Below are 25,873 nucleotides of genomic sequence, written 5' to 3'. Positions count from 1 at the left end.
GGGAGACACCCATGACGGCCACGCCGGCGGCGGGCTGGAGCAACCCGCTCCGCGATCCCCGCGACAAGCGGCTCCCGCGGATCGCGGGTCCGTGCGGACTGGTGATCTTCGGGGTCACCGGTGACCTCTCGCGCAAGAAGCTGATGCCCGCCATCTACGACCTCGCCAACCGCGGGCTGCTGCCGCCGGGCTTCGCGCTCACCGGGTTCGCCCGCCGCGACTGGGCCGCTCAGGACTTCGGCCAGGTCGTCTACGAGGCCGTCAAGGCGCACGCGCGCACCCCGTTCCGGCAGAGCGTGTGGGACCGGCTCGCCGAGGGGTTCCGCTTCGTCCAGGGCAGCTTCGACGACGACGACGCGTTCGACCGCCTCGAGGACACCGTCCGCGAGCTCGACCGCGAGCGCGGCACCGGCGGCAACCACGCCTTCTACCTCTCCATCCCCCCGGACGCGTTCCCGGTGGTGTGCAAGCAGCTCTCCCGCTCCGGCCTCGCCGCCCAGGAGGGGCTCGACCAGTGGCGCCGGGTCGTCATCGAGAAGCCGTTCGGGCACGACCTGAAGTCGGCCGTGGAGCTCAACCAGATCGTCAACGAGGTCTTCCCCGAGGACTCGGTGTTCCGCATCGACCACTACCTCGGCAAGGAGACCGTCCAGAACATCCTCGCGCTGCGCTTCGCCAACCAGCTGTTCGAGCCGATCTGGAACTCCCACTACGTCGACCACGTGCAGATCACGATGGCCGAGGACATCGGCCTCGGCGGTCGGGCCGGGTACTACGACGGCATCGGCGCCGCCCGCGACGTCATCCAGAACCACCTGCTGCAGCTGCTCGCGTTCATCGCGATGGAGGAGCCCACCTCCTTCTCCTCCGACGAGCTGCGCGCGGAGAAGACGAAGGTGCTCAAGGCGACCCGCCTGGTCGGGCCGCTGGACGAGACCACGGCCCGCGGGCAGTACAGCGGCGGCTGGCAGGGCGGCGAGAAGGTGCCGGGGCTCAAGGAGGAGGTCGGCTTCGACCCCGAGTCCGGCACCGAGACCTACGCGGCCATCACCGTCGAGGTCGACACCCGGCGCTGGGCCGGGGTGCCGTTCTACCTGCGCACCGGCAAGCGCCTCGGCCGCCGCGTCACCGAGATCGCGGTCATCTTCAAGCGCGCCCCGCACCTGCCCTTCGACGAGACGATGACCGAGGAGCTCGGGCAGAACGCGTTCGTGGTGCGGGTGCAGCCCGACGAGGGCGTCACCATGCGGTTCGGGTCGAAGGTGCCCGGCTCCACCATGGAGGTCCGCGACGTCACGATGGACTTCGGGTACGGCACCTCGTTCACCGAGGCCTCCCCGGAGGCCTACGAGCGCCTCATCCTCGACGTCCTGCTCGGCGAGCCGTCGCTGTTCCCGGTCAACGACGAGGTCGAGCGCTCCTGGGAGATCCTCGACCCGGTCATCGAGCACTGGCACGCCGCGGAGACCGGTCCCGATCCCTACCCGGCCGGCTCGTGGGGTCCCGAGTCCGCCGACGCCATGCTCGCCCGCACCGGCCGCACCTGGAGGCGTCCATGATCGTCGATCTCCCGTCGAGCACCACCTCCGCCGTCAACAGGAAGCTCGTCGAGCTGCGCGAGGACGGCGGCGTGCAGGCGCTGGGCCGCGTGCTCACCCTGGTGATCATCACCGACGACGGCTCCGCCGTGGAGGGGGCGATCGAGGCCGCCAACTCCGCGAGCCGCGAGCACCCGTGCCGGGTGATCGTGCTGGCCAGCGGGCAGCGCAAGGCCGCGCCGCGGCTCGACGCGCAGATCCGCGTCGGCGGTGACGCCGGTGCGAGCGAGGTCATCGTGCTGCGCGGCTACGGCGCGCTCGCCGCGCCCGAGGCCGGGGCCGGGATGGTCACGCCGCTGCTGCTGCCCGACGCCCCGGTCGTCGCGTGGTGGCCGGGCGAGGCCCCCGCCGTGCCGTCCGAGGACGCCGTCGGGCGCCTCGCGCAGCGCCGCATCACCGACGCGCTGTCGGCGAAGAACCCGCTGAAGGCGTTCGAGCAGCGCCGCGCCAAGCACGTCGCGGGCGACACCGACCTCACCTGGACCCGCCTGACGCCGTGGCGCGCGCTGCTCGCCACCGCCCTCGACGCCCCGCCGCACGAGGACGTCACCTCCGCCGTGGTGGCGGGCGAGACCGTGTCGCCGTCGACCGACCTGATCGCGGGCTGGCTCGTCTCGCGGCTCGGGGTGAAGGTCAAGCGCTCGCCCGCCGCGAGCGGGCCCGGCCTGGTGTCGGTGGTGCTGGAGCGGCCGTCCGGCCCGGTCGAGCTCGTGCGGCCGGACGGCAAGGTGGGCAGCCTGCGCCAGCCGGGGCAGCCCGACCGGCTCGTCGCGCTGCCCCGCCGGGAGCTGCGCGACTGCCTCGCCGAGGAGCTGCGCCGGCTCGACCCCGACGAGATCTACGCCGGCGCGCTCGCCGGCGTCGCGCAGACCACCCGCGGGCGCACGCCCGTGACGGTGCCGGCACTGGCGGTGTCGTCCTGATGGCCGCCGACATCGCCGTCCACGCCGACCCCGACGTCCTCGCCGCGGCCGCCGCCGCCCGGCTGCTCACGCGGCTGGTCGACCTGCAGGCCGCGGGCGCGGTGCCGAAGCTGGTGCTCACCGGCGGCGGCGTCGGGATCGCGATGCTCGAGCACATCCGGCAGACGCCCGCCCGTGACGCCGTCGACTGGGGCCAGGTCGAGTTCTGGTGGGGCGACGAGCGGTTCCTGCCGCCCGGGCACCCCGACCGCAACGAGACCCAGGCCCGCGAGGCCCTGCTCGACCACGTGCGGGTCGACCCGGCCAAGGTGTTCCCGATGGGCGCCGACACCGGCACCGGACCGTCCGGGGCCGGGGCCGCCGCCGAGGCCTACGCGCAGCTGCTCGCGAAGGCCGCCCGCCCGGAGGACCACGGGCCCGTGCCGTCGTTCGACATCCTGCTGCTCGGGATGGGCGGCGAGGGCCACACCGCGTCGGTGTTCCCGCACTCCCCCGCCGTCTACGAGACCGAGCGGTCCGTCGTCGCCGTGCACGGCTGCCCCAAGCCGCCGCCCACCCGCGTCTCGCTGACGCTGCCGGCGATCCGCCGCGCCGCCGAGGTCTGGATCATCACCACGGGCGAGGCGAAGGCCGCGGCGGTCTCCCTGGCCCTGGGCGGGGCGGGGGAGGTGGCCATCCCGGTCGCCGGGGCGCGCGGGCGCCGCCGCACGCGGTGGCTGCTCGACCGGGCCGCGGCGTCGGAGCTGCCCCGCGACCTGGTGCCGCCCATCGGATGAGCGGCCCCGCCGTCCGGCACGTCGTCGTCGACGGGGCCAACGTCGTCGGCTCCCGTCCCGACGGCTGGTGGCGCGACCGGGCGGGCGCGGCGCAGCGGCTGGCCGGGCGGCTCGCCGCGGCGCTGGACACGGGGGCGCTGGACACGGGGCCGCTGGAGACGGGACTGCTGCACCTGGTGCTGGAGGGTGCGGCCCGCGCGGCCGACCCTCCCCCGCACCCGCGGCTGCACGTGGTCCGGGCCGACGCGGACGGCGACGACGCGATCGTCGCGCTCACCCGGGACCTGGGCGGGTCCGGCGTCCTCGTCGTCACCGCCGACCGGGGCCTGCGCGACCGCGTCCGCGCCCTCGGCGCGACCTGCACCGGCCCCGCGACCCTGCTCGACGCCCTCCCCGGCCCGTAGCGGACGACCCCGGCGGCCTCAGCCCAGCCAGCCGGGGCGGACCAGGCCGGACTCGTAGCCGAGCACCACCAGCTGGGCGCGGTCGCGGGCCCCGAGCTTCACCATCGCCCGGCTGACGTGGGTCTTCGCGGTGGCCGGGCTGACGACCAGCCGCGCGGCGATGGCGTCGTTGGACAGCCCGGTCGCGACGAGGGCCACCACCTCCCGCTCCCGGTCGGTGAGCCGGGCGAGCAGGGCGCCGATCTCGCGGCCGGGCTCCGGCGGCTTGGCCCGCGCGGCGAACTCCTCGATCAGCCGGCGGGTGACCGTCGGGGAGAGCAGGGCGTCGCCGCGGTGGACGACGCGGACGGCCGCGATGAGGTCGGCGGGCTCGATGTCCTTGACCAGGAAGCCGCTGGCCCCGGCCCGGACGGCGTCGAAGATGTAGGCGTCCTCCGCGAACGTCGTGAGCATGACGACGCGGACGGCGGCCAGCCGCGGGTCGGCCACGATCTGCCGCGCGGCGTCGAGCCCGTCGGTGCCGGGCATCCGGATGTCCATGAGGACGACGTCCGGGGCGGTGTCGCGGGCCAGCCGCACGGCCGCGTGCCCGTCCTCGGCCTCCCCGACGACGGTGATGTCGGGCGTGGACGACAGCAGCGCGCGGAACCCGGCGCGGACGAGCGCCTGGTCGTCGGCGAGCAGCACCCGGATCACGGGGCCGCCTCCTCACGGGCGGTCGGCAGGTGGGCGCGCACCCGGAACCCGCCGGTGGGGCCGGGGCCCGCGCTGAACGCGCCGCCGAGCGCCGCGGTGCGCTCGCGCATGCCGGGCAGCCCGTTCCCGCCGCCGGGCTCCGACGTCCCCGCCCCGTCGTCGGTGACCTCGACGGTCAGGCCGCCGTCGGCGTAGTCCAGCTGCACCGTCGCGGCGTCGGCCCCGGCGTGGCGACGGGTGTTGGTCAGGGCCTCCTGCACGATCCGGTAGGCGGCGAGGTCCACCCCGGCCGGCAGGTCCCGCGGCGTGCCGGTGGTGCGGACCGTGACCGGCAGCCCGGCCTGCCGGTTCTCGGCGACGAGCGCGTCGAGGCGGGCGAGCCCGGCGACCGGCTCCCGGGACGGCTCGTCGACGCCGCGCAGCACCCCGAGGGTCGCGCGCATCTCGCGCAGCAGCTCCCGGCTGGACGCCTTGATCGTCGCGAGGGCCCGGCGGGCCTGCTCGGGGTCGTCGTCCATGAGGTAGAGCGCGACCCCGGCCTGGACGTTGATCAGCGACAGGTGGTGGCCCAGCGCGTCGTGCAGCTCCCTCGCCATCGCCAGGCGCTCCTCCCCCGCCCGGCGGCGCTCGGCCTCGTTCCGGGCCTCCTGGGCCTGTTCCAGGCGCTCCCGCCGCGACCGGCGCAGCTCGCACCCGGCGACGAACGCGACCAGCGACGCCGTCCAGCCCCCGATCGCGGGGAGCGGGACCTGCACCCCCGGGTGGGTGAGGGCGTAGATCGTGACGGCGGCGGTGAACGCCACCGCGGTCACGGAGTACGCGACGACCCGCCGCCCGGCCGACACCGCCTCGGCCAGCGCCACCAGCGACGCGACGAACACCGGCCCCACCGGGTAGCCCAGTGCGAGGTAGCCGACGAGCACGGCGGCGACCAGCCCGAGGACCAGCCCCGGCCGGGCCCGGCGCACCACGAGCAGCGCCGGCCCGGCCAGCAGCAGGACCACCGCGATGCCGTCGACGGGACGCGCCGCGGGCTGTCCGGCCCGGGCGGCCCACTGGGTGCCGGCCAGGGTGAGCACGGCCACCAGGAGCGGCACCAGGACCGTCGGGCGCACCCCACCCCACCACGCACGGGAGGCGGGGGTCGGCGGCACCGGTCCACGGTAGCCAGGTCCGGCCCGCCGCGACGCCCCCGCCGGGCGACGCCGGGCCTGCTCCCGCGGGCGTACGCCGGGCGGTCGCGCTACCGCACCGGGCGCAGTGCGGGTGCCCCCGTGGACCGGACGACCGGGACCGTCCGCGTCGCGAAGCTGGACGGGTCCCACCCCACCCGGACCACCGGAGCGAACATGACCACCAGCGACGTCCCCGCCACCCCCCGTCCCCGCCACCCCCGTCTCCGCCGCGTCCGCCCCCGCCGCCTCGGTCCGCGCCGCGTCGGTCCGCGTCTCCGACGCCGAGCGCGAGGAGGTCGCGCGGCGCCTGCGCGCCGCCGCCGCCGACGGCCGCCTGACCCTCGCCGAGGCCGACGAGCGCCAGGCGTCGGCGTACGCCGCGCGGTTCCACCACGACCTGGCCCCGCTCACCGCCGACCTGCCCGCGCCGGAGCCCGAGGTCGCCGCCCCGGGATGGCGCGGGCTGAGCCCGTCGGCCCGCCGCCGGCTGACCGTGCACGTGGCCGTGGGCGCGGTGGTCGCGGTCCTGCTGCTGCTCCGGTGGGCGGTCGGACCGGTGCTCGACGGCCCGGGGTTCGTCGGGGACGGCCCCCGCCTCTGGCCGGTCTGGCCGCTGTTCTGGATCACCCTGAGCGTGGTGTTCCACTACCGCCGGGCCGTGCGCCGCGCGGGATGACCCGGGTGCGGCGGACCCGGGTGCGGCGGACTCGGGTGTGGGCGGCCTCAGGTGCGGCGGCGTGCACCGCTCGCCGCCGCCCCGGACGCCCCCACCGCGCTCGCGACGACCGAGCGGCGCGGCAGCGGGCTGGAGTAGACGACGCTCGTGGTGACCGCGCCGAGCCCGGAGATGCGCCCGGTGACCTCCTCCAGGTGCCGCATCGACCGGGCCCGGACCGTCAGCACGAAGCAGTCCTCCCCGGTGACGTGGTGGGCCTCGCCGATCTCCGGGGTGGTGGCGAGCAGGTCGCGGAAGGGCCGGTAGTTGCCGTGCGGGTAGCGCAGCCGCACCAGTGCCGTGATCGCGAGCCCCAGCTTCTCCGGGTCGACCTCCGCGGTGTAGCCGGTGATCACCCCGGACTCCTCCAGCCGGCGCACCCGCTCGGTGACGGCGCTGGGCGAGAGCCCGACGGTGCGACCGAGGTCGGCGTAGCTCGCGCGGCCGTCGGCCTGCAGGGCTTCCAGCAGGCGCCAGTCCAGATCGTCCAGGGATTCCACGGCCATCGGACGAAACTACCGTGGATCCTGCCTGTGGCCGCGGGCGAGCAGACCCTAGCGTCGGCTCCATGACCGACGCCGTCGCCTTCTTCACCGCCCGCCTGGCCCACCTCACCGACGTCGCCGACGTGCACCGCGACCTGCCCGCGGGCGGGTTCGCGCTCGTCGACACCCGCAGCCGCGCCGCGTGGGACCAGGGCCACGTGCCGGGGGCGGTGCACCTGCCGACGGCCGACCTGCCCGGCCCGCTGGACCCGGGCACCCCGGTCGTCACCTACTGCTGGGGACCGGGCTGCAACGGCGCCACCCGCGCCGCCCTCGCGCTCGCGCGGCGCGGGTTCACGGTCCGGGAGATGCAGGGCGGGATCGAGTACTGGATCCGGGAGGGCCTGCCGGTGCAGACGGCGGCCGGGCGCGTGGAGCACGCACCCGACCCCCTCACCGCCCCCTGCGGGTGCTGACGGTCGCGGTCAGGAACCCTGCTCCTCGGGCAGCCGGCCGTGGTTGTACTCGTCGTAGGCGGCGAGGTCGAGGAAGCCGTGCCCGCAGTAGTTGAACAGGATGACCTTCTCCTCCCCCGTCTCCTTCGCGGCCAGTGCCTCGTCGATCGCGGCGCGGATGCCGTGCGCGCACTCCGGCGCCGGGATCTTCCCCTCGGTCCGGGCGAACTGGACCGCGGCCTCGAACACCTTCCCCTGCGGGTAGGCGACGGCCTCCATCCGGCCGTCGCGGACGAGCTGGGAGATCAGCGGGGAGTCACCGTGGTAGCGCAGCCCGCCCGCGTGGATCGACGGCGGGATGAACCCGCGGCCGAGGCTGTACATCGGCAGCAGCGGGGTGAGCCCTTCGACGTCGCCGAAGTCGTAGCCGAACTCGCCCTGCGTCAGCGTCGGGCAGGACAGCGGCTCGACGGCGAGCAGCCGCACCCCGGCGTCGGGGACGAACGGGAACGCGATGCCGCCCAGGTTGGACCCGCCGCCGCACGGCGCGATGACGACGTCGGGCAGCCCCTCCCCGGCCAGCCCCAGCTGCTCCTTGGCCTCCAGCCCGATGACGGTCTGGTGCAGCAGCACGTGGTTGAGCACCGACCCGAGCGAGTAGTGGGTGTCGGCGCGGCCGGCGCAGTCGCGCACGGCGTCGGAGATCGCGCTGCCCAGCGACCCGGGGTGGCTCGGGTCGTCGACCGGGGACGGCACGACCTCCCCGCCCCAGGTCTCGATCGCGATGCGCCGGTAGGGCTTCTGGTCGTACGAGGCGCGGACCATGTAGACCTTGAGGTCCAGGTCGAACTGGGCCGTCGCGAACGCCAGCGCGGTGCCCCACTGGCCCGCCCCGGTCTCCGTCGTCAGGCGGGTGACGCCCTCCGCCTTGTTGTAGAACGCCTGCGGCACGGCCGTGTTGGTCTTGTGGCTGCCCGACGGCGAGACCGACTCGTCCTTGAAGTAGATCCGGGCCGGCGTGCCGAGCGCCCTCTCCAGCCGGGTCGCGCGGACCAGCGGCGTGGGGCGCCACAGCCGGAGGATGTCGAGCACCTCTCCGGGGACGTCGATCCACGGCTCGGCGCTCACCTCCTGGCCGATCAGCGCCATCGGGAACAGCGGGGCCAGGTCGTCGGGGCCGACGGGCTCGCGGGTGCCGGGGTGCAGCGGCGGCTGCGGCGGCGTCGCGAGGTGCGGGACCACGTTGAACCAGGCACTGGGGATCTCGTCGGGAGGCAGCGTCCACCGCGTCATCGGCGGAGGGTATCGCGGTCGTAGGGTGCACGACATGGCCCTGCTCGACACTCCGCTGTCCGCCCTCGACGGCTCCCCGCTGCCCCCGCTCGACGGCCGCGCCGTGCTCGTCGTCAACGTCGCGTCGAAGTGCGGGCTCACCCCGCAGTACACCGCGCTGGAGCAGCTCCAGGAGCGCTACGGCGACCGCGGGTTCACCGTCCTCGGCGTGCCCTGCAACCAGTTCGGCGGGCAGGAGCCCGGCTCCCCCGAGGAGATCGCGACGTTCTGCTCGGCCACCTACGGCGTGAGCTTCCCGCTGACGGAGAAGATCGACGTCAACGGCCCCGGCCGCCATCCCCTCTACGCCGAGCTGACGGCCGTCGCCGACGACTCCGGGGCCGACGGCGACGTGCAGTGGAACTTCGAGAAGTTCCTCGTCGGCGCCGACGGCACGGTGCTGCGCCGGTTCCGCCCGCGCACCGAGCCGGGTTCCGACGAGGTCGTCGCGGCCGTCGAGGCGGCCCTGCCCCGGTGAACGGGCGGCTGCTGGGCGCGCTGGCGGGCGCGGTGGTCCTCACCGGGTGCGCCGGCACCCCCGCACCCGACGCGGCACCCGTGGCCCCCGAGCCGCCCGCGCCACCCGCGGCCTGCCTGCTCGACGCCGACGCGCTCGCCGCGGCGACCGGCGTCGCGTGGACCCCGGACGGGACGGCCGCGAGCGACACCCGCTGCGTCTACGACGCCCGGGGGTCCGACGCGTTCCTCGTCGTCGACCTCGCCGCGCCCGTCCCCCTCGACGACGTCGCCGCCGTGTGCGACAGGGACACGCGGACGCCCGCGGGCTCCGGGTTCGTCTGCCGGCTGCCCGGCGGCGGCGTGTTCGCCGCGACCGAGCACGACGGCGACCTGCTCACGCTCGCCGCCGCGGCCGTGCCCGCGGCGACCACCGCCGACCGGCTCGCGTCGGCCCTCGGCGCGCAGCTCCGCTGACCCGCCTCAGACGAGCCGGACGACGACCTGCTCGTTGTCGTGGGTGAACGCCTCGTACCGGAACGCGACGCCGTGGGCCTCGGCGTACTCGCGCCAGGCCCGCGCCTCGTGCTGCTCCCAGCCGGGGTAGTTGAAGAACTCGTCGAACACCACGACGCTGCCCGGGTGCAGCCGCGGGCCCACCGCGTCGAGGACGCAGGCCGTGGAGCTGTGCAGGTCGGCGTCGAGGTGCAGCAGGTCGACCGGCCCGGGGTGCGCGGCGAGGAAGCCCGGGAGCGTGTCGGCGAACAGACCCACCACCAGCTCGGCGCCGGGGACGTCGGGCGGGCGGGCGACGGCGAACGCCCCGGTGTCGAAGCCCGCCCGCCAGTTCTCCGGGAGCCCGTCAAAGGAGTCGAAGCCGTAGACGCCGCCGTCGCGGGCCGCGGCGATGATCGTCAGGGTGCTGCCGGTGAAGACGCCGAACTCGAGCGCGAGCCCGCCGGTCGGCGCGAGCGCCAGCGCGTGCTCCAGCGTGGCGACCGGGTGCGGGAAGGACCGCGCCTCGCGCATCTCCCGCTGGACGAACCGGGCGGTGGACGCCACGGCCTCGCGCTCGGCGGCGGCGATGGTGTCGCGCCGGTCGCGGATCTCGACCTGGCGGATCTCGGTGACGATCCGGTCGACCTCGGCCCGCACCGACGCGTCGATCTGCGCGCGGATCTCGGCGTTCTGCTCCGCGCGGTGCCGCGAGACGACCTCGTCGACGGCGCCCACGATCCTCGCGCGCAACGCTGCACGCAGGCCCACGGTCGCGCCTACAGCTCGCGGGACGCGCGCAGGCGGCCGAGCGCCTCGTCGAGGATGGCCGCGCCGTCCGCGTCGGAGCGGCGCTCCTTCACGTACGCGAGGTGCGTCTTGTACGGCTCGGTGCGCGGGGCCGCGGGCGGGTTCTGCCCGTCGCGCCCGGCCGGGAGCCCGCAGCGCGGGCAGTCCCACGAGTCGGGGATCTCCGCCTCGGACGCGAACGACGGCGTCGTCACGTGGCCGTTGGCGCAGTAGTAGGGGACGTGCTCGCGCGGGGCGGTCTCCCCGCGCTCGGACTCCCCCATCGGACCGGCACCCACGCGGGTGCCGCGAATCGCGTTGCCGCCGGACATCGCCATCTAGACCCCCACCTTCACCAGCAGGCCGGTGCCGACGATGGCGATCACCCAGATCAGCCCCGTGAACAACGTGATCCGCTGGATGTTCTTGTCCGCCATCGTCGAACCGGACAGGCTCGACTGCACACCGCCACCAAAGAGGCTGGACAGACCGCCACCCTTGCCCCGCTGGAACAGGATGAACGTCACCAGCAGCACGCTGGAGACGATCAGCACGATCTGGAGAGCGATCCTCATCCCATCCTCTTCACGTCGCGAACAACCGTGATCGAGGGTACAAGGCCGTCGGATCGCTACGGGAGCGGGCCGCCCGCCGCGATCGCGCACAGCTGGGCGAACTCGTCGGCGTCGAGGCTCGCGCCCCCGACCAGCGCCCCGTCGACGTCGGCCTCGGCCACGATCTCGCCGACGTTCTTGGCCTTCACCGAGCCGCCGTAGAGCACGCGGACCCCAGCGGCGACCTCCGCGCCGTACCGGGTCGCGAGCGCCTCGCGCAGGGCGGCGCAGACCTCCTGCGCGTCGGCGGCGCTCGCCACGCGACCGGTGCCGATGGCCCACACCGGCTCGTAGGCGACCACCAGCGTCGCGGCCTGCTCGGCGTCGACCTCCGCGAGCGCGGCCGTGAGCTGGCGCGTGGTGTGCGCGACGTGCTCCCCCGCCTCGCGGACGTCGAGACCCTCCCCGACGCACAGGATCGGCACGATGCCGTGCCGGAACGCGGCGCGCACCTTCGCGTTGACCGTCGCGTCGTCCTCGCCGTGGATCTCGCGGCGCTCGGAGTGCCCGACGGTGACGTAGCGGCAGCCCAGCTTCGCGAGCATCACCCCGGACACGTCACCGGTGTAGGCCCCCGAGTCGTGCGGGGACAGGTCCTGCGCGCCGTGCGCCATGAGCAGCTTGTCGCCGTCGATGAGCGTCTGCACCGAGCGGATGTCGGTGAACGGCGGCAGCACGGCCACCTCGACCTTCGCGTAGTACTTCTCCGGCAGCGCGAACGCCACCTTCTGCACCAGCGCGAGGGCCTCGAGGTGGTTGAGGTTCATCTTCCAGTTGCCCGCGATGAGCGGCTTGCGTGCCATCTCTACTGCTCCAGGACCGCGATGCCGGGAAGGGTCTTGCCCTCCAGGTACTCCAGCGACGCGCCGCCGCCGGTCGAGATGTGGGAGAAGCCGTCCTCGGGCAGGCCCAGGGCCCGCACCGCGGCGGCGGAGTCGCCGCCGCCGACGACCGAGAACGCCGACGAGTCGACGATGGCCTGCGCCACCCCCCGGGTCCCCGCGGCGAACGGCGCCAGCTCGAACACGCCCATCGGGCCGTTCCAGAACACGGTGGCCGCGCCGGAGAGCACCTCGGCGAAGGCCGCGACCGAGTCGGGGCCGATGTCGAGGCCCTTCCAGCCGTCGGGGATCGCGTCGGCCGCGACGGTCCGCGTGGTCGCCTCGGCGGAGAAGTCGTCGGCCACCACGACGTCGGTGGGCAGCACGATCTTCCCGGACTCCAGCAGCGTGCGGCAGCTGCCGATCTGCTCGCGCTCGAGCAGCGAGTCGCCGACGCCGTAGCCCTGCGCGGCCAGGAAGGTGAAGCACATCCCGCCGCCGACGAGCAGCGCGTCGACCTTCGGCAGCAGCGCCTCGATCACGGCGAGCTTGTCGGAGACCTTCGACCCGCCCAGCACCACGACGTAGGGCCGCTGCGGCGTCTCGGTGAGCGTGCGGAGCACCTCGACCTCGGACAGCACGAGCCCGCCCGCGTAGGCCGGGAGGTCCTTCGCCACGTCGTAGACCGACGCCTGCTTGCGGTGCACGACGCCGAACCCGTCGGAGACGAACGCGCCGTCGTCGCCGGTGAGCGCGACGAGCTCGTCGGCCAGCGCGGCCCGCTCGTCGTCGTCCTTCGACGTCTCGCGCGGGTCGAACCGGACGTTCTCCAGCATGACGACGTCGCCCGCCGCCATGCCGAGGTCGCCGCGGCCGGCGTCCCAGTGCTTCTGGCTGATCAGCCGCACCGGGGCGCCGAGGATCTCGCCCAGCCGCGACGCGGCGGGCGCCAGCGACAGCGCCGGGTCCGGCTCGCCCTTCGGCCGGCCGAGGTGCGCGACGATGATCACCATCGCGCCCGCGCCGGAGAGCTCGGAGATCGTGGGCGCCGAGGCCCGGATCCGGCCGTCGTCGGTGATCTCACCGGCGTCGTCGAGCGGGACGTTCAGGTCGGAGCGCACGAGGACCGGGCGGCCCTCGACGCCCTCGTCGATGAGGTCGTCGAGAGTCTTCACAGCTTCGAGGCCACCAGGCCGGTGATGTCGACGAGGCGGTTGGAGTAGCCCCACTCGTTGTCGTACCAGCCGACGATCTTGACCTGGTTGCCGATGACCTTGGTCAGGCCCGCGTCGAAGATGCAGGAGTGCGGGTCGGTGACGATGTCGGAGGACACGATCGGGTCCTCGGTGTAGAGCAGGACGCCCTTGAGCGGGCCCTCGGCCGCGGCCTTCATCGCGGCGTTGACCTCCTCGGCGGTGGTCTCCCGGCCGACGGTCGCCGTCAGGTCGGTGGCCGAGCCCGTGGGGATCGGGACGCGCAGCGCGTAGCCGTCGAGCCTGCCCTTGAGGTGCGGCATGACCAGCGAGATCGCCTTCGCGGCACCGGTCGAGGTCGGCACGATGTTGAGCGCGGCGGCGCGGGCGCGGCGGAGGTCCTTGTGCGGGCCGTCCTGCAGGTTCTGGTCCTGGGTGTAGGCGTGGATCGTGGTCATCAGACCCTTCTCGATGCCCACCAGGTCGTCGAGCACCTTCGCCATCGGCGCGAGGCAGTTGGTGGTGCACGAGGCGTTGGAGATGACGGTCTGGCTGCCGTCGTAGTCGCCGTCGTTGACGCCCTTGACGATCGTGATGTCCTCGCCGGTGGCCGGCGCGGAGATGACGACCTTCTTGGCGCCCGCGTCGAGGTGCTTCGCGGCGGCCTCGCGCTTGGTGAAGATGCCGGTGGACTCGACCACGACGTCGACGCCGAGGTCCTTCCAGGGCAGCTCGGCGGGGTCGCGCACGGCGAGGCCCTTGAAGCCCTTGCCGTCGACGAGGATCTCGTCGTCGGTCGACGAGACGTCGTAGGGCAGGCGGCCCAGGATCGAGTCGTACTTGAGCAGGTGCGCCAGCGTCGCGTTGTCGGTGATGTCGTTCACCGCCACGATCTCGATGTCGCTGGTGCCGGCCTTGCGCTGCGCGTCCACCGCGCGCCAGAAGTTGCGCCCGATCCGACCGAACCCGTTCACGCCTACGCGCACCGTCACGCCGTGCCTCCTCAGACTCGTCACTTCCGTCGGGGACGACCCTAGCGTCCGGACCCCGGACCGGGCACCGTCCGGTTCGGAATCGATACACCCGGCCGGACCGGCGGGTCCGGAATCGATCACGCCCCGGGCGGACCATTGAGCTGACGCGCACGTCACACGTAGCGTCGCTGCGATGTGCGCCGGGCCACCCCCGGCGTCGACCCTGTGGGAGGCGTCGTGACGATGGTGCAGCAACCCGGACCCGGCCGGGCCCGGTCGGCCCAGCCCGAACGCGCGCCGCTGGTGTTCGACTTCTCCGAGGGCGACCGCACGCAGGTCGACCTGCTCGGCGGCAAGGGCGCCAACCTGGCCGAGATGACCAAGCTCGGCCTCCCGGTGCCACCCGGCTTCACCGTCACCACCGAGGCCTGCCGGTACTACCTCGAGCGCGGCGAGGAGCCGCAGTCGCTGCGCGTGCAGATCACGATGGCGCTGCGCCGGCTGGAGAACGAGCTGGGACGCCGCCTCGGCGACGTCGTCGACCCGCTGCTGGTCTCGGTGCGCTCGGGCGCCAAGCACTCCATGCCCGGGATGATGGAGACCGTCCTCAACGTCGGGCTCAACGACTACTCCGTGAAGGGCCTGGCCGAGGCCGCGCAGGACGAGCGGTTCGCCTGGGACTCCTACCGGCGGCTCATCCAGATGTTCGGCCGGACGGTGCTCGACATCCCCGCCGAGCGCTTCGAGCACGAGCTCGACGCCGTCAAGGCCCGGGCGGGGGTGGCCACCGACGTCGAGATCCCGGTGCCCGCGCTCATCGAGCTGGTCGAGGAGTTCAAGCACATCGTCTCCGACGCCACGGGCCGGGAGTTCCCGCAGGACCCGCGCGAGCAGCTCGACCTCGCGATGCGCGCGGTGTTCAACTCCTGGAACACCGACCGGGCGCGGCTCTACCGCCGCCGCGAGCGCATCCAGCACGACCTCGGCACCGCGGTGAACATCTGCGCGATGGTGTTCGGCAACCTCGGCGAGACCTCGGGCACCGGCGTCTGCTTCACCCGCGACCCGGCCAGCGGGCAGCCCGGCGTCTACGGGGACTACCTGTCCAACGCGCAGGGCGAGGACGTCGTCGCCGGCATCCGCAACACCCTGACCCTGGAGGACTTCGCCGCGCTCGACCCGTCCTCGCACGCCGAGCTGACCCGCATCATGCGGCGCCTGGAGACCCACTACCGCGACCTGTGCGACATCGAGTTCACCGTCGAGCGCGGCAAGCTGTGGATGCTGCAGACCCGCGTCGGCAAGCGCACCGCGGCCGCGGCGTTCCGGATCGCCACCCAGCTGGTCGACGAGCGGCTGATCACCCGGGACGAGGCGCTGGCCCGGGTCACCGGCCACCAGCTCGCGCAGCTGATGTTCCCCCAGTTCGACGTCGACGCCGAGCGCACGCTGCTCACCCGCGGCATGGCCGCCTCCCCCGGCGCCGCCGTCGGCAAGGTGGTGTTCGACTCCGCCACCGCCGTCGCGTGGGCCGCGCGGGGCGAGCAGGTGATGCTGGTGCGGCGCGAGACCAACCCCGACGACCTCGAGGGCATGATCGCCGCCACCGGGGTCCTGACCAGCCGCGGCGGCAAGACCTCGCACGCGGCCGTCGTCGCCCGCGGGATGGGCCGCACCTGCGTGTGCGGGGCCGAGGAGATCGAGGTCGACGCGGCGGCCCGCACGCTGTCGGTCAACGGCACGCAGGTCGCGGAGGGCGAGGTGCTCTCCATCGACGGGTCGACGGGCGAGGTGTTCGCCGGTGAGCTGCCCGTCGTCGCGTCCCCGGTGGTGATCTACCTGGAGCAGGGGCTCGACGCGGCGCTCGAGGTCGCCGACGAGCAGACCGGTGAGCTGGTGCGCAGCGTCGACCGGCTGCTGCGCCACGCCGACCAGGCCCGGCAGCTGCGGGTCCGGGCCAACGCCGACACCGCCGAGGACGCCACCCGGGCCCGTGACATGGGCGCCGAGGGCATCGGGCTGTGCCGCACCGAGCACATGTTCCTGGGCGAGCGGCGGGTGCTGATCGAGCGGCTGATCCTGGCCGACGACCCGTCGGCCCGCGAGGCCGCGCTCGCCGAGCTGCTGCCGCTGCAGCGCGCCGACTTCGTCTCCCTGCTGGAGGCGATGGACGGGCTGCCGACCACGATCCGGCTGCTCGACCCGCCGCTGCACGAGTTCCTCCCCGACCGCACCGAGCTCGCCGTGCGGGTCGCGGTGGCGCAGGCGACCGGCCGGGGCGAGGAGGCCGACGTCGCGAAGGACGTCACGCTGCTGGCCGCGGTCGACCGGCTGCACGAGTCCAACCCGATGCTCGGGCTGCGCGGGGTCCGGCTCGGCCTGAGCGTGCCGGGGCTGTTCGCGATGCAGGTCCGGGCCATCGCCGGCGCCGCGGCCGACCGGATCGCCGCGGGCGGGCACCCGGTCGTCGAGATCATGGTGCCGCTGGTCGGGTCGGTGATGGAGCTGCACCTGATCCGCGACGAGATCGACGGCGTGCTGGCGGAGGTCGCGCGCGACGCGGGGGTGGCGCTGCACATCCCGGTCGGCACGATGATCGAGCTCCCCCGGGCCGCGCTGACGGCCCGCCGCATCGCCGAGGCCGCGGAGTTCTTCTCCTTCGGCACCAACGACCTCACCCAGACGACGTGGGGCTTCTCCCGTGACGACGTCGAGGCCTCGATCTTCGCCACCTACCTGGACAAGGGCGTGTTCACCGTCTCGCCGTTCGAGTCGCTCGACCGCGACGGCGTCGGGGCGCTGGTGCGGATGGCGGTGCAGGCCGGGCGGGAGGTCCGGCCCGACATCAAGCTCGGCATCTGCGGCGAGCACGGCGGCGACCCGGAGTCGGTGCACTTCTTCCACGACGCGGGGCTCGACTACGTGTCGTGCTCGGCGTTCCGGGTGCCGGTGGCGCGGCTGGAGGCGGGGCGGGCGGCGCTGGCGTCGGACACCGCGGGAGGGTCGCTCTAGCCGCGGTGCGCCTCAGCTCTCGTCGAGCATCTCCGCGGTGACCGCCGAGTCGGTGTCGGGGATGCCGAGGTCGGCGGCCCGCTTGTCGGCCATGTGCAGCAGCCTGCGGATCCGGCCCGCCACGGCGTCCTTCGTCATCGGCGGGTCGGCGAGCTGGCCCAGCTCCTCCAGCGACGCCTGGGTGTGCTCCGCGCGCAGCCGCCCCGCGGCCTGCAGGTGCTCCGGCACGTCCGGGCCGAGGATCTCCAGCGCCCGCTGCACCCGCGCCGACGCCGCGACCGCGGCGCGGGCCGAGCGGCGCAGGTTGGCGTCGTCGAAGTTGGCCAGGCGGTTGGCGGTGGCCCGGACCTCGCGGCGCATCCGCCGCTCCTCCCACGCCATGACGCACTCGTGGGCGCCCATGCGGGTGAGCAGCGCGCCGATCGCGTCGCCGTCGCGGACGACCACCCGGTCGGCGCCGCGCACCTCGCGGGCCTTGGCGGTGACGCCGAGCCGGCGCGCGGCCCCGACGAGCGCCAGCGCGGCCTCGGGACCGGGGCAGGTGACCTCCAGCGACGAGCTGCGACCCGGCTCGGTGAGCGAGCCGTGGGCGAGGAACGCCCCGCGCCACGCCGCCTCCGCGTCGCACACCCCGCCGGAGACGACGGGCGGCGGCAGGCCGCGGACCGGGCGGCCGCGGGCGTCGAGCAGGCCGGTCTGGCGGGCCAGCCCCTCGCCGTCGCGGACGACGCGCATCACGTACCGGGCGCCGCGGCGCAGCCCGCCCGGCGAGATGACGTGCGCCTCGCAGGTGTGGCCGTAGAGCTCGTGAATGTCGCGGCGCAGGCGCCGGGCGACGGAGCCCGTGTCGACCTCCGCCTCGATCACGACGCGGCCGCCGACGATGTGCAGGCCGCCCGCGAAGCGCAGCAGGGCCGCGACCTCGGAACGCCGACAGCACGGCTTGGTGACGACGAGCCTGCTCAGCTCGTCCTTGACCGCTGCGGTCATCGCCATGTCACGGACCTCCGGGGTGCTGAGTCGGACCATCCGGCAGCGTGCTCACCGGATGCGGTGCCTGCGGACCGGCCACCGCGCCGAGCGCATCGGCCAACGCCACCGGGTCGTGGCGCGGCACCGCGGCGTCGGCCGCGACCGGGGCCAGGTGGACCCGGCCGCCGGGCGACAGCATCGACGACGCCGCCCGGTGGAGCCGGTCGGGCACCGGCACGGCGGCGACGTCGGCGACGACCGCGTCCACCCTGAGTGCCGGTGCGTGCTCGGAGAGTACGGCCAGGTGTCTCTCCGGTGAGAACCCGGCGGTCTCCCCGGGCTCTGGGGCGAGGTTGAGCACCACCACGCGCCGCGCCGGTGCGGCGAGCACGGCGTCGCGGAGCCCGGGGACCAGCAGGTGCGGCAGCACGCTGGTGAACCACGACCCGGGGCCGAGGATCAGCAGGTCGGCGTCCCGCACGGCGGCCACGGCCTCCGCGCAGGCGCTCGGCCGCTCGGGCTGCAGCCACACGCGCCGGACCCGCCCCGGGGTGGACGCGACGGCGACCTGGCCGCGGATCCGGTAGGGGCCGCCGTCCGCACCGGACAGGCCCAGCCCGGTGACCTCGGCCTCGATGTCGAGCGGCTCACAGCTCATCGGCAGCACCCGGCCGCGGACGCCGAGCAGCGCACCGACCTGGTCGAGCGCGGCGACCGGGTCGCCGAGGGTGTCCATCAGCCCGGCGAGCAGCAGGTTGCCGACGGCGTGCCCGGCCAGTGCCCCGGTGCCGCCGAAGCGGTGCTGCACCAGCGCGGTCCAGCGCCGCCCGGCGACGTCGTCGGCGGCGAGCGCGGCCATCGCCATCCGCAGGTCGCCCGGCGGCAGCGACCCCAGCTCGCGGCGCAGCCGGCCCGAGGAGCCGCCGTCGTCGGCGACGGTGACGACCGCCGTGACGTGCTCGTCGACGACCCCGCGCGCGGCGAGCACCCGCAGCGCGGAGAGGGTGGCGTGCAGGCCGTGCCCGCCGCCGAGCGCCACCGCGCGCAGGGGCCGCACCGGCCGCGTCACTCCCGCCCCAGGTCGCGGTGCGCCACGTTCACCGTGACGCCCTGGTCGCCCGCGAGCCGCCGCGCGATCTCCTCGCTGATCGCGACGCTGCGGTGCTTGCCCCCGGTGCAGCCGACGGAGACCGTCAGGTAGCTCTTGCCCTCGCGCCGGTACCCGGCCCCGACCAGGCGCAGCAGCTCCAGGTAGCGGTCGATGAACTCCATCGCCCCCTCCTGGCTCAGCACGTAGTCGCGCACGTCGACGTCGCGGCCGGTGTGCTCGCGCAGCTCCGGGATCCAGAACGGGTTGGGCAGGAACCGGACGTCGACGACGAGGTCGGAGTCCATCGGCAGCCCGTACTTGTAGCCGAACGACACCAGCGTGACGCGGGTGAGCTGCTCGAACTCCGCGCCGAACGTGCGCTCCAGGGTGGCGCGCAGCGTGGGCACCGAGACCGTCGAGGTGTCGACGACGAGGTCGGCGCTCTCGCGCAGCGGGCGCAGCAGCTCCCGCTCGGCCGCGATGCCGTCGACGAGGCGGCCGTCGCCCTGCAGCGGGTGGCTGCGGCGGACCTGCTCGAACCGGCGCACCAGCACGGCGTCGGAGGCCTCCAGGAACAGCAGGCGCGGGCGGTAGCCGCGGGCGTCGAGGTCCTTGATGACGGCCCCGAGGTCGGCGGAGAACGCGCGGCTGCGCACGTCCATGACCACCGCGATCCGCGCCACCTCGCCGCGCGCCCGCGCCCCGAGGTCGACCATCGTGGCGATCAGCTCGGGCGGCAGGTTGTCGACGACGAACCACCCCAGGTCCTCGAGCACCTTGGCCGCGGTGCTGCGCCCGGCCCCGGACAGGCCGCTGACCAGCGCGACCTCGATCCCGGACCCCGTCGGGGTCGCCACGTCGTCGGTGGTCACGAACCCTCCCCCTGCAGTGCGGCCAGCACGGCCGCCGCCGTGCGCGGCCCGAATCCGGGCAGCGCGGCGATCTCGTCGACGTCGGCGGCCCGGAGCTTGCGGACCGACCCGAAGTGCCGCAGCAGCGCGCCCCGCCGGGCCGGGCCGAGGCCGGGCACGCCGTCGAGCTCGGAGCTGGTCATCCCCTTCGACCGCCGCTGGCGGTGGTAGGTGATGGCGAAGCGGTGCGCCTCGTCGCGGAGCCGTTGGAGCAGGTAGAGGCCCTCGGAGGTGCGGGAGAGGATGACGGGGTCGGGCTCGCCGGGCATCCACACCTCCTCCAGTCGCTTGGCCAGGCCGCACACGGCGACGTCGGTGATCCCCAGCTCGGCGAGGACGTCGGCGGCCGCCTGGGCCTGCGGGGCCGCTCCGTCGACCACGAGCAGGTTCGGCGGGTACGCGAACCGGCGCGGGCGCCCGGTCTCCGGGTCGATCCCGGGACGGGATCCGACGTCGAGGTTTTCGCCCGTATCGACCGAGCCGTTACCGGTCTCGCTGAGATAGCGGCGGAACCGGCGGCGCACGACCTCGGCGATCGAGGCGACGTCGCCCTGCTCGGCGGCGTCCTTGACCTCGAAGCGGCGGTAGTCGGACTTCTTCGCCAGCCCGTCCTCGAACACCACGAGCGAGGCCACGACGTCGGTGCCCTGCACGTGGGAGACGTCGATGCACTCGATGCGCAGCGGCGCGGTGTCGAGACCGAGCCCGTCCTGGATCTCCTGCAGCGCCGCCGACCGGGCCGTGAGGTCGCCCGCCCGGCGCAGCTTGTGCTGGGTGAACGCCTCGGCGGCGTTGCGGGCGACGGTCTCGGCCAGCGCCCGCTTGTCGCCGCGCTGCGGCACCCGGATGCCGACGCGGGAGCCCCGCAGGTCCGAGAGCCACTCGGCGAGCGCGTCGACCTCGGCGGGCAGCTCGGGCACGAGGATCTCGCGGGGCACCGGCTGCGCGGCGTCGTCGCTGGACTCCGCCAGCGACGCCTGCTCGCCGTAGAACTGCACCAGGAACCGCTCGACGAGCTGCGCGGTGTCGGTGGGCTCGACCTTGTCGATCACCCAGCCGCGCTGGCCGCGGACCCGCCCGCCGCGGACGTGGAAGACCTGGACCGCGGCCTCCAGCTCGTCGTCGGCGAACGCGACGACGTCGGCGTCGGTGCCGTCGCCGAGCACGACGGCCTGCTTCTCCATGGCCCGCTTGAGCGCGCCGATGTCGTCGCGCAGCCGGGCGGCGCGCTCGAACTCCAGCCCCTCGGACGCCTCGGCCATCCGCCGCTCCATCTGGCGGACGAGGTGGTCGGTGCGGCCGGACAGGAAGTCGCAGAAGTCGTCGACGATGTCGCGGTGCTGCTGGGCGTCGACCCGGCCGACGCACGGCGCCGAGCACTTGTCGATGTAGCCGAGCAGGCACGGCCGCCCGATCTGCGCGTGCCGCTTGAACACCCCGGCGGAGCAGGTGCGGGCCGGGAACACCCGCAGCAGCAGGTCGAGGGTCTCGCGGATGGCCCAGGCGTGGGCGTAGGGCCCGAAGTAGCGGACGCCCTTGCGGCGCGGGCCGCGGTAGACGTGCAGCCGCGGGAACTCCTCACCCACGGTGACCGCGAGGACCGGGTAGGTCTTGTCGTCGCGGTAGCGGACGTTGAACCGCGGATCGAACTCCTTGATCCAGTTGTACTCGAGCTGGAGCGCCTCGACCTCGGTGCCGACGACCGTCCACTGGACGCCCGCGGCCGTGGTGACCATCTGCCGGGTGCGGGGGTGCAGCCCGGAGAGGTCGGCGAAGTAGGAGTTGAGGCGCTGGCGCAGGCTCTTCGCCTTGCCGACGTAGATGACGCGGCCGTGCACGTCGGAGAACCGGTAGACCCCCGGGGCCTCGGGGATCGAACCGGTGGCCGGGCGGTAACTGGCGGGATCAGGCATGGCCGCTCCAGGGTAGGACGGCCCCCCGACGGTCCGCGGCACCGGGCCGGGGACCGGTCCCGGACGGGCCGGGCACGCTGCGCCCGGAACGGGTGTACTGCTAACGACGCGTGGCCCGACGACGATCCGACACGCAGACGACGAGCTCGGGAGGCCCCCCACCATGACCGATCCGACCGGACCTCCCCCGCCCGGCTGGAACCAGGGCGGCTGGTCCACCGCGGGCCCGGTTCCCGGGGGCGGCCAGGACGCCGGTGGACACCCCGAGACGGCCCAGCACCCCGGGGCGGGCCAGTACCCCGGGGCGGCCCAGCACCCGTCCGACCCGCACCACCGCCCCTCCGTGGACCCGGACCGGTACCCCGAGACGGCGCACTACCCGTCCGGCGCCCCCTACCCGGGCTCCCCGTACCCGGGAGGGCAGCACCCCGGCGGGCCGTACGGCGACCAGGGCGGGCAGCAGGCGGGGCCGTACGGGCCCTACGGCGGCCCGCAGCAGCCCGGTGGCCCGTACCCGGGCCAGGGCGGCTGGAACGCCGCGTACGCCGCCCCGTCGCCCGCACCGGGCCGCGGGAGGCGCACCGGGATCGTCGTGGCCGCGGTCGTGGCGTCGGTCGCGATCGTGGCGGCGGTCGTGGTGGTCGTGCTGCTGAACCGCTCCCCCGACCCGAACGCGCCGTTCGCGCAGGGCGCGTCCACCACCGCGCTGCAGATCCCGGACAACACCCCGGGCGGCGCCACCAGCACGATCACCCTCGACGGCGACGCCCGCGTCGGCCGCATCGACGTCGCGATGGACCTCACGCACCCCTACCCCGGCGAGCTCACCGGCGTCCTCACCTCGCCCGAGGGGCGCCAGGCCGTGGTGTTCGCGCGCGCGGGGACCGGCGGCCGGGTCACCCTCTCCACGACCGAGGCGTCGTCCCCGCTGGCCAACCTGCTCGGCGGCCCGGTCGCCGGGGCGTGGGCGCTGACCTTCTCCGACGAGGTCTCGGCCGACGCGGGCACCCTGAACAGCTGGGACATCACCGTCTACCCCGCCGCCTCCGACGCCCCGGCCCCCTCCGCGCAGCCCGCGCAGGGCACGTCGGACCCGGCGCTGGCGATCCCCGACGACGACGAGTTCTTCGGGGTCACCGACGTGGTCGACCTCGGCGGCTACGGCACGGTCGACCGGATGGTCGTCGACGTCGCCCTGACCCACCAGGTCAGCAGCGACCTGCGGATCGAGCTGCGGTCCCCGCTGGGCCGGACGGTGGTGCTGTCCGACGCCGAGGCCGGACTGGCCACCGCAGGGCGGATCGCGCTGAACCTGGACTCGTCCGCGCCGGGGTCGCCGCTGGCCGCGCTCGTCGGCGAGCCGGTGGCCGGACCGTGGCAGCTGCGCGTCTACGACACGGTCGTCATCGACACCGGGACCCTGGACGGCTGGGACATCACCGTCAACGGCTGAGCCGGTCCTGTCGGACCCCCGTGCTATCCCTGTCCCCGACACGAACGCGCGTTCGAGGGAGGTCCGGATGGGCGCCGACAAGCTCGACACGATCCGCAAGCTGCTCGCCAAGGCCGACGGCGCCGCCACGGTGCAGGAGGCCGACGCCTACACGGCCAAGGCCGTGCAGCTCATGGCCCGCCACGGCATCGACGACGCGCTGCTCGGCGCGGCCGATCCGGGCCACGACGAGATCGGGGCCACCCGGATCGCGGTGGACGACCCCTACAGCGCGGGGAAGGCGCGGCTGCTCGGCTGGGTCGGGCACGCGCTCGGCTGCCGGTGCGTCCTGCACGGCGTGGGCGGCGGCCGGGTCACGGGCGTCACGGTGTTCGGGCACGCGTCCGACCGCGCGCGGGTGGAGGTGCTGCACACCTCGTTGCTGCTGCAGGCCACGGCGCAGCTGGTGCGGCTGCGCCCGCCCCGCACCGGCGAGTCGGTGGCGGCCTACCGGCGGTCGTGGCTGCACGGGTTCGCGGTCGAGGTGCACCGGCGGATCACCGCGGCCCGGGAGCAGGCCCGCCACGACGCCGAGCACGACGCGGCCGGCCGGGGCGACCCCGGCCCGTCGGTGGCCCTCGTGCTGGCCGACCGGCACGACCGCGTCGAGCGGGCGTGGGCCGAGGCGTTCCCGGACCTGGGCCGGGCCCGGCGCACGGTGCTGAGCGGATCGGGACTGCACGCGGGGATGCGGGCCGGGGCGCGGGCGGACCTGGGCCACCACCGCGTCGCCCCGGCCCGCGCGCCGGCACTGGGCCGGTGAGGCGGGCCGGGCGGCGGAACCGGCCCCGGGCCGGGCCTCAGGCGGGGAGGGCGAGCAGGCGCTCCACCGCGGTGTCGACGCGGGTCGCGCTCACGTGCGGCGGCTCCACCACCGCGGGCACCCGGCCCTCCAGGCGCGTGGCGAGGGCGCCGACCAGGCCGGCCCGCACGGCCCCGTGCACGTCCCAGGAGTGCACGGCCACCAGCCCGGTGCGGTCGAGCGGGGAGTCCACCTGGCCGCAGACCCAGTCGTACACGCGGGCGGGCGGCTTGAACGACCCGATCGCCTCGGCCGAGTGCACGCCGCGCAGGTAGGTGCGCAGCCCGGCGCGGTCCAGGGCGTCGCACGCGGTCTTCGCGCTGCCGTGGGTGAAGGCGTAGGTGGGCACGCGCGCGTGGGCCAGCGCCACCAGCGCCGGTTCCACGTCGGGGTGCGGGGGCAGGTGCGCGAAGCCGGCGAGCACGTGGTCGAGCGCCTCGTCCGACAGCGTGTGCCCGGTCGTCGTGCGCAGCGCCGCACGGGCCACCTCGCCGAACGGCGGCGCCGCCCCGGCCAGGGTCAGCGCCATGCCGTCGCGCAGGGTGCGGGTGAAGAACAGCTCCCACTCGTGCGCGGGCCGGCCGACGTCGACGAACCGGGCCCCCAGCGCGTCGACCTGCAGCATCGTCTCGAACACGTCGAACAGCACGACCCGGGGCCGGCGGTCGGCGGCCCGCGGTCGGCGGCCCGCCTCCGAGGACGTCGTCATCGCCGTTACTCCTTTCGGAGCAGCCCGCTGCTCACGCGGCGGATCCTGGCTCAGGTGACCGGAGCCGGGCGCTCCGGCAGTGCGTCCCAGCGCCGAACGGCCTTGAGGACGCGCCGAACGTGCAGGGCCCGCAGCGGGGCGAGCGCGTACCCCGGGTAGCTGGCCAGCCACACGGCGCTGCCGAGGCTCACCGCGTCGGCGCCCGCCCAGAAGTACTCGCGGCAGTCGTCGACGGTGCGCACCCCGCCGGTCGCGATGATCGGCAGCGTCACGCCGCCCTCGCGCAGCTCCGACACCACGCGCAGCCCGATCGGCTTGATCGCCCGCCCGGACAGGCCGCCGTAGCGGTTGCTCAGGAACGGCTCGCCGGTGCGCGGGTCCAGCCGCAGCGCCTTGACGGTGTTGATCGCCGTGAGCGCCGAGACCCCGGCCGCGGCGGCCTGCCGGGCGTTGCGCAGGTAGTCGTAGTCGGGCGAGAGCTTGAGGATCACCGGGTGGGCGCTGCGGGGCACGGCCTCGTCGAGCACGTCCTGCAGGATCGTGGAGAAGTCGAAGTTGACGTTGTGGCAGCTCACGTTCAGCTCGACCGCGGCGATCTCACCGGCCGGCACCGCGGCGTTCACCCGGTCGATCAGCGTCACGAACTCCTCGGCGGAGAAGCCGCCGAGGGAGATGATCGTGCGCTGGTCGCGGGTGCGCGGGAAGTAGTCGCGCAGGTAGGCGTCGATCCCGACGTTGCACCAGCCGAACGCGTTGACCCAGCCGCCGTCGGTGCTGCGCAGCACGCGGCCGTAGCGCCGGAGCAGCCCCGGCAGCTCGCCGAGGGAGTAGTCGTCACGGGTGCTGAAGTGGCCCTCGCGCGGCTCCACCGTGAGCGTGCGGGTGGTCACCGCGCCGAACTCCGCGAGCGGCACGAACATCGACACCGGGCTCATCCCGTAGGGCACCAGCGGCGCGTTCGCCACGCCGTACCCGAGGAGGCTCGAGGAGGTGACCAGCCGGTTGCGCAGGACGATGTCGCCCAGCCGCACCTCGCCCCGGTCCTGGACCTGCTTCGCTCGCAACACGCCC

At 74.7% G+C, this 25,873-nt stretch carries 27 protein-coding genes and 1 pseudogene; 12 read left to right on the top strand and 16 right to left on the bottom strand.

Annotation, left to right across the window (positions count from 1 at the left end; translation table 11 throughout):
* The first annotated feature begins 11 nt into the window (after positions 1-11).
* From zwf to H6H00_RS22910, 4 genes are read left to right on the top strand one after another with little or no spacing between them, the layout of a single operon-like run.
* Positions 12-1,559: a glucose-6-phosphate dehydrogenase gene (gene zwf, locus H6H00_RS22925; RefSeq protein WP_185717773.1), complete on the top strand. Its 1,548-nt coding sequence runs from the start codon at positions 12-14 to the stop codon at positions 1,557-1,559.
* Positions 1,556-2,521, top strand: a complete 966-nt coding sequence (gene opcA / locus H6H00_RS22920; RefSeq protein WP_185717772.1) for a glucose-6-phosphate dehydrogenase assembly protein OpcA — start codon at positions 1,556-1,558, stop codon at positions 2,519-2,521. The genes zwf and opcA overlap by 4 nt, the downstream gene beginning before the upstream one ends.
* The gene (gene pgl, locus H6H00_RS22915) at positions 2,518-3,297 is read left to right on the top strand and encodes a 6-phosphogluconolactonase (protein ID WP_185722685.1); all 780 of its coding nucleotides are present in this window, start codon (positions 2,518-2,520) and stop codon (positions 3,295-3,297) included. The genes opcA and pgl overlap by 4 nt, the downstream gene beginning before the upstream one ends.
* A complete protein-coding gene (locus H6H00_RS22910) occupies positions 3,294-3,701 on the top strand; it encodes a PIN domain-containing protein (protein ID WP_185717771.1) in 408 nt (135 codons plus the stop codon). Before pgl ends, H6H00_RS22910 begins: the two co-directional genes overlap by 4 nt.
* Positions 3,702-3,719: 18 nt before the next feature.
* Here the strand turns inward: H6H00_RS22910 and H6H00_RS22905 are convergent, their stop codons facing one another.
* Positions 3,720-4,397, bottom strand: coding sequence for a response regulator transcription factor (locus tag H6H00_RS22905; RefSeq protein WP_185717770.1), 678 nt, complete (start codon positions 4,395-4,397; stop codon positions 3,720-3,722).
* Complete coding sequence (locus H6H00_RS22900) at positions 4,394-5,551, bottom strand: sensor histidine kinase (protein WP_185717769.1); 1,158 nt, start codon at positions 5,549-5,551, stop codon at positions 4,394-4,396. The genes H6H00_RS22905 and H6H00_RS22900 overlap by 4 nt, the downstream gene beginning before the upstream one ends.
* Positions 5,552-5,849: 298 nt before the next feature.
* Between H6H00_RS22900 and H6H00_RS32435 the strand changes: the two are divergent.
* Together H6H00_RS32435 and H6H00_RS32430 are read left to right on the top strand one after the other, a co-directional pair.
* A pseudogene (locus H6H00_RS32435) lies at positions 5,850-5,984 on the top strand (DUF1707 domain-containing protein); the annotation flags it as partial.
* Positions 5,985-6,077: 93 nt separating this feature from the next.
* Positions 6,078-6,248 carry a hypothetical protein gene (locus H6H00_RS32430; protein ID WP_255425324.1) on the top strand — a complete coding sequence of 57 codons (171 nt, stop codon included), beginning with the start codon at positions 6,078-6,080 and terminating at the stop codon, positions 6,246-6,248.
* 47 nt (positions 6,249-6,295) lie between these two features.
* Here H6H00_RS32430 and H6H00_RS22890 read toward each other — a convergent pair whose 3' ends face one another.
* The gene (locus H6H00_RS22890; protein ID WP_185717768.1) at positions 6,296-6,793 is read right to left on the bottom strand and encodes an Lrp/AsnC family transcriptional regulator; all 498 of its coding nucleotides are present in this window, start codon (positions 6,791-6,793) and stop codon (positions 6,296-6,298) included.
* A gap of 62 nt (positions 6,794-6,855) precedes the next feature.
* Between H6H00_RS22890 and H6H00_RS22885 the strand changes: the two genes are divergently transcribed.
* Positions 6,856-7,248 carry a rhodanese-like domain-containing protein gene (locus H6H00_RS22885; RefSeq protein ID WP_185717767.1) on the top strand — a complete coding sequence of 131 codons (393 nt, stop codon included), beginning with the start codon at positions 6,856-6,858 and terminating at the stop codon, positions 7,246-7,248.
* A 9-nt stretch (positions 7,249-7,257) separates the two neighbouring features.
* Here the strand turns inward: H6H00_RS22885 and H6H00_RS22880 are convergent, their stop codons facing one another.
* Positions 7,258-8,520 (bottom strand): TrpB-like pyridoxal phosphate-dependent enzyme, encoded by a 1,263-nt coding sequence (locus tag H6H00_RS22880; protein ID WP_185717766.1) that lies wholly within the window; start codon positions 8,518-8,520, stop codon positions 7,258-7,260.
* A 34-nt stretch (positions 8,521-8,554) separates the two neighbouring features.
* Here H6H00_RS22880 and H6H00_RS22875 point away from each other — a divergent pair, with 34 nt between their 5' ends.
* Positions 8,555-9,037: a glutathione peroxidase gene (locus H6H00_RS22875; RefSeq protein ID WP_304632926.1), complete on the top strand. Its 483-nt coding sequence runs from the start codon at positions 8,555-8,557 to the stop codon at positions 9,035-9,037.
* Positions 9,034-9,492, top strand: coding sequence for a hypothetical protein (locus H6H00_RS22870; RefSeq protein ID WP_185717764.1), 459 nt, complete (start codon positions 9,034-9,036; stop codon positions 9,490-9,492). Before H6H00_RS22875 ends, H6H00_RS22870 begins: the two co-directional genes overlap by 4 nt.
* Before the next feature lie 6 nt (positions 9,493-9,498).
* On the opposite strand, the gene H6H00_RS22865 is transcribed toward H6H00_RS22870, so the two are convergent.
* From H6H00_RS22865 to gap, 6 genes are read right to left on the bottom strand one after another with little or no spacing between them, the layout of a single operon-like run.
* A complete protein-coding gene (locus H6H00_RS22865; protein WP_185717763.1) occupies positions 9,499-10,263 on the bottom strand; it encodes a class I SAM-dependent methyltransferase in 765 nt (254 codons plus the stop codon).
* A 26-nt stretch (positions 10,264-10,289) separates the two neighbouring features.
* Positions 10,290-10,631, bottom strand: coding sequence for an RNA polymerase-binding protein RbpA (locus H6H00_RS22860; RefSeq protein ID WP_185722682.1), 342 nt, complete (start codon positions 10,629-10,631; stop codon positions 10,290-10,292).
* Positions 10,632-10,637: 6 nt separating this feature from the next.
* Positions 10,638-10,874 carry a preprotein translocase subunit SecG gene (secG, locus tag H6H00_RS22855; RefSeq protein ID WP_141276232.1) on the bottom strand — a complete coding sequence of 79 codons (237 nt, stop codon included), beginning with the start codon at positions 10,872-10,874 and terminating at the stop codon, positions 10,638-10,640.
* A gap of 56 nt (positions 10,875-10,930) precedes the next feature.
* Entirely contained in the window at positions 10,931-11,716 is a 786-nt protein-coding gene (tpiA, locus tag H6H00_RS22850; protein WP_185717762.1) for a triose-phosphate isomerase, read from the bottom strand.
* A 2-nt stretch (positions 11,717-11,718) separates the two neighbouring features.
* Positions 11,719-12,909 carry a phosphoglycerate kinase gene (locus H6H00_RS22845; RefSeq protein WP_185717761.1) on the bottom strand — a complete coding sequence of 397 codons (1,191 nt, stop codon included), beginning with the start codon at positions 12,907-12,909 and terminating at the stop codon, positions 11,719-11,721.
* The gene (gap, locus tag H6H00_RS22840; protein ID WP_185717760.1) at positions 12,906-13,919 is read right to left on the bottom strand and encodes a type I glyceraldehyde-3-phosphate dehydrogenase; all 1,014 of its coding nucleotides are present in this window, start codon (positions 13,917-13,919) and stop codon (positions 12,906-12,908) included. Before gap ends, H6H00_RS22845 begins: the two co-directional genes overlap by 4 nt.
* Before the next feature lie 225 nt (positions 13,920-14,144).
* Between gap and ppdK the strand changes: the two genes are divergently transcribed.
* Positions 14,145-16,913, top strand: coding sequence for a pyruvate, phosphate dikinase (gene ppdK, locus H6H00_RS22835; RefSeq protein WP_185722680.1), 2,769 nt, complete (start codon positions 14,145-14,147; stop codon positions 16,911-16,913).
* Between the two features lie 12 nt (positions 16,914-16,925).
* Here ppdK and whiA read toward each other — a convergent pair whose 3' ends face one another.
* Genes whiA through uvrC form a run of 4 tightly spaced genes read right to left on the bottom strand, consistent with a single transcriptional unit; the run spans position 16,926 to position 21,799 of the window.
* Positions 16,926-17,909: a DNA-binding protein WhiA gene (gene whiA / locus H6H00_RS22830; RefSeq protein WP_185717759.1), complete on the bottom strand. Its 984-nt coding sequence runs from the start codon at positions 17,907-17,909 to the stop codon at positions 16,926-16,928.
* Position 17,910: 1 nt separating this feature from the next.
* The gene (locus tag H6H00_RS22825) at positions 17,911-18,933 is read right to left on the bottom strand and encodes a gluconeogenesis factor YvcK family protein (RefSeq protein WP_185722679.1); all 1,023 of its coding nucleotides are present in this window, start codon (positions 18,931-18,933) and stop codon (positions 17,911-17,913) included.
* 17 nt (positions 18,934-18,950) lie between these two features.
* Entirely contained in the window at positions 18,951-19,847 is an 897-nt protein-coding gene (gene rapZ, locus H6H00_RS22820; RefSeq protein ID WP_255425323.1) for an RNase adapter RapZ, read from the bottom strand.
* Positions 19,844-21,799: an excinuclease ABC subunit UvrC gene (gene uvrC / locus H6H00_RS22815; protein ID WP_185717758.1), complete on the bottom strand. Its 1,956-nt coding sequence runs from the start codon at positions 21,797-21,799 to the stop codon at positions 19,844-19,846. Before uvrC ends, rapZ begins: the two co-directional genes overlap by 4 nt.
* Positions 21,800-21,962: 163 nt before the next feature.
* Between uvrC and H6H00_RS22810 the strand changes: the two genes are divergently transcribed.
* Both H6H00_RS22810 and H6H00_RS22805 read left to right on the top strand, forming a co-directional pair.
* Positions 21,963-23,252 (top strand): proprotein convertase P-domain-containing protein, encoded by a 1,290-nt coding sequence (locus H6H00_RS22810; protein ID WP_185717757.1) that lies wholly within the window; start codon positions 21,963-21,965, stop codon positions 23,250-23,252.
* Positions 23,253-23,319: 67 nt separating this feature from the next.
* The gene (locus tag H6H00_RS22805; protein WP_185717756.1) at positions 23,320-24,054 is read left to right on the top strand and encodes a DUF2786 domain-containing protein; all 735 of its coding nucleotides are present in this window, start codon (positions 23,320-23,322) and stop codon (positions 24,052-24,054) included.
* Positions 24,055-24,091: 37 nt separating this feature from the next.
* Here H6H00_RS22805 and H6H00_RS22800 read toward each other — a convergent pair whose 3' ends face one another.
* The gene (locus H6H00_RS22800; RefSeq protein ID WP_185717755.1) at positions 24,092-24,802 is read right to left on the bottom strand and encodes an HAD family hydrolase; all 711 of its coding nucleotides are present in this window, start codon (positions 24,800-24,802) and stop codon (positions 24,092-24,094) included.
* Positions 24,803-24,852: 50 nt separating this feature from the next.
* A complete protein-coding gene (locus tag H6H00_RS22795) occupies positions 24,853-25,869 on the bottom strand; it encodes a beta/alpha barrel domain-containing protein (protein ID WP_185717754.1) in 1,017 nt (338 codons plus the stop codon).
* Positions 25,870-25,873 lie beyond the last annotated feature (4 nt).

The organism is Pseudonocardia petroleophila (genome assembly GCF_014235185.1).
Classification (GTDB): domain Bacteria; phylum Actinomycetota; class Actinomycetes; order Mycobacteriales; family Pseudonocardiaceae; genus Pseudonocardia; species Pseudonocardia petroleophila.
Note: the sequence above shows the minus strand (reverse complement) of the source record. Positions and strands in the feature narration are given on the sequence as shown.

What these genes read in the sequence shown, in the direction of transcription:
- zwf (WP_185717773.1), top strand. Translation starts at nt 12, where the DNA reads ATGACGGCCACGCCGGCGGCGGGCTGGAGCAACCCGCTCCGCGATCCC.
- H6H00_RS22875 (WP_304632926.1), top strand. Translation starts at nt 8,555, where the DNA reads ATGGCCCTGCTCGACACTCCGCTGTCCGCCCTCGACGGCTCCCCGCTG.
- H6H00_RS22810 (WP_185717757.1), top strand. Translation starts at nt 21,963, where the DNA reads ATGACCGATCCGACCGGACCTCCCCCGCCCGGCTGGAACCAGGGCGGC.
- H6H00_RS22910 (WP_185717771.1), top strand. Translation starts at nt 3,294, where the DNA reads ATGAGCGGCCCCGCCGTCCGGCACGTCGTCGTCGACGGGGCCAACGTC.
- H6H00_RS22860 (WP_185722682.1), bottom strand. Translation starts at nt 10,631, where the DNA reads ATGTCCGGCGGCAACGCGATTCGCGGCACCCGCGTGGGTGCCGGTCCG.
- H6H00_RS22890 (WP_185717768.1), bottom strand. Translation starts at nt 6,793, where the DNA reads ATGGCCGTGGAATCCCTGGACGATCTGGACTGGCGCCTGCTGGAAGCC.
- secG (WP_141276232.1), bottom strand. Translation starts at nt 10,874, where the DNA reads ATGAGGATCGCTCTCCAGATCGTGCTGATCGTCTCCAGCGTGCTGCTG.
- H6H00_RS22800 (WP_185717755.1), bottom strand. Translation starts at nt 24,802, where the DNA reads ATGACGACGTCCTCGGAGGCGGGCCGCCGACCGCGGGCCGCCGACCGC.
- uvrC (WP_185717758.1), bottom strand. Translation starts at nt 21,799, where the DNA reads ATGCCTGATCCCGCCAGTTACCGCCCGGCCACCGGTTCGATCCCCGAG.
- H6H00_RS22880 (WP_185717766.1), bottom strand. Translation starts at nt 8,520, where the DNA reads ATGACGCGGTGGACGCTGCCTCCCGACGAGATCCCCAGTGCCTGGTTC.
- ppdK (WP_185722680.1), top strand. Translation starts at nt 14,145, where the DNA reads ATGGTGCAGCAACCCGGACCCGGCCGGGCCCGGTCGGCCCAGCCCGAA.
- H6H00_RS22885 (WP_185717767.1), top strand. Translation starts at nt 6,856, where the DNA reads ATGACCGACGCCGTCGCCTTCTTCACCGCCCGCCTGGCCCACCTCACC.
- H6H00_RS22805 (WP_185717756.1), top strand. Translation starts at nt 23,320, where the DNA reads ATGGGCGCCGACAAGCTCGACACGATCCGCAAGCTGCTCGCCAAGGCC.
- opcA (WP_185717772.1), top strand. Translation starts at nt 1,556, where the DNA reads ATGATCGTCGATCTCCCGTCGAGCACCACCTCCGCCGTCAACAGGAAG.
- whiA (WP_185717759.1), bottom strand. Translation starts at nt 17,909, where the DNA reads ATGGCGATGACCGCAGCGGTCAAGGACGAGCTGAGCAGGCTCGTCGTC.
- tpiA (WP_185717762.1), bottom strand. Translation starts at nt 11,716, where the DNA reads ATGGCACGCAAGCCGCTCATCGCGGGCAACTGGAAGATGAACCTCAAC.